Below are 1,660 nucleotides of genomic sequence, written 5' to 3' on the forward strand. Positions count from 1 at the left end.
ACTTCAAACTGCTTCTCGCCATCAACGTCAGCAATTTCGATGATAGAAATATCAAAAGTACCACCACCCAAGTCATAAACAGCAATTGTTGAATCGCCTTTGCTCTTATCTAAACCGAACGCTAGTGCTGCTGCAGTTGGCTCGTTGATAATACGCTTAACATCTAGACCAGCAATTTTACCGGCATCCTTAGTTGCCTGACGCTGAGAATCGTTAAAGTAAGCAGGAACTGTAATTACCGCTTCAGTTACTGACTCGCCTAGAAAGTCTTCAGCCGTTTTCTTCATCTTCTTCAAGATTTCTGCAGAGATCTGNGGTGGCGCTTTCTTATCGCCCTTAACTTCTACCCACGCATCACCATTGTCAGCTTTAGAAATGGTGTAAGGCACCATTGAGATGTCTTTCTGTACAACTTCATCTTCAAAACGACGACCAATTAAACGCTTGATCGCAAACAAAGTATTAGTCGGGTTCGTTACTGCCTGACGCTTAGCTGGCTGACCAACCAAGATTTCGTTATCGTCAGTGAATGCAATGATTGAAGGTGTGGTACGATCGCCTTCTGCATTTTCAATAACTTTTGGCTTTTCGCCATCTAGCAATGAAATACATGAGTTAGTTGTACCTAAGTCAATTCCGATTATTTTGCCCATTGATTTACTCCCGTTCTCTAATTTCTAAATTCTGTTGGTAAGGCTTAATGGCTTTTTTCATCTTAAGCCTTAGCGCCTATATTTTTGGGTTAACGCTTATATTTGGCCGAAATTTCCATTTTCAAGCTTTAAACCATTATTTTGTACTTTTTTTGTGCGTTTATTTGGATACAACAACCATTGCCGGTCTGACCAAACGACCATTCAAGGTATAACCTTTCTGCATTGCTGCAATCACTGTATTTGGCTCTGCATCCGGCGCAGGAACCATTGACATCGCCTCGTGCAACGTTGGATCAAATGGGTGACCAACCGGGTCAACCTGCTCCAGATTAAACTTCTGCACGCCACTCAAAAACATCGAAAGCGTCATTTCTACACCTTCGCGCAAGGTCGTCATTTCATTACCCGCTGCAACTTCCGCCTCTACCGCTTTCTCTAAGCCGTCGATGACAGGCAATAATTCTTTGGCAAATTTTTCCAAAGCAAATTTATGCGCTTTCTCTACATCCTGCTCTGCTCTGCGGCGAACATTCTGCACTTCAGCTTTGGCACGAATTGCCTGATCTTTAAGATCTTCAATTTGCTTCGCCAAAGACTCAGCCTCAGCCTGCCAATCCTTGCCATCTGCCTCAGCATTCTGCTCAGGGCCACTAGTTTCGACTTCTTCCTGAGCAGCTTCCACAGCCTCTTGAGCTGCCTCTACAATATGCTCTTCATTTGAATTATTTTCGTTTTCTACGCTCACCTGCGCCTCCACTGACCACAACTCTGCTATTTCGCTTATCAATCTCAAAACAGCAGTTAATCAAACTAATTAACGTTACGCAGCACATGCTGCACACCCTGACATAGCGACTTTCAAATGCTCTACGTGCACTTAAGCATCGCCAGTAATAAATAAGTTGGTGCCTATATGGGGGCCACTCTGAAAAGTTTCAAGTCACCACCAAGTTATTTTTTAACTGCATTTAATCTCGGCCTGAAAGAATAATATTTATCTTTAC

General features: G+C 43.0%; 2 protein-coding genes. Both read right to left on the reverse strand.

What is annotated here, in order from left to right:
• Positions 1 to 653: Hsp70 family protein (locus A3756_RS17625; protein WP_156490571.1), on the reverse strand; the 653-nt coding region annotated here is incomplete at its 3' end.
• A 160-nt stretch (positions 654 to 813) separates the two neighbouring features.
• On the reverse strand, positions 814 to 1,401 hold the full coding sequence (grpE, locus tag A3756_RS17630; RefSeq protein ID WP_082865342.1) for a nucleotide exchange factor GrpE: 588 nt from the start codon (positions 1,399 to 1,401) through the stop codon (positions 814 to 816).
• Between the last annotated feature and the right edge of the window lie 259 nt (positions 1,402 to 1,660).

This window comes from Oleiphilus sp. HI0086, from assembly GCF_001635225.1.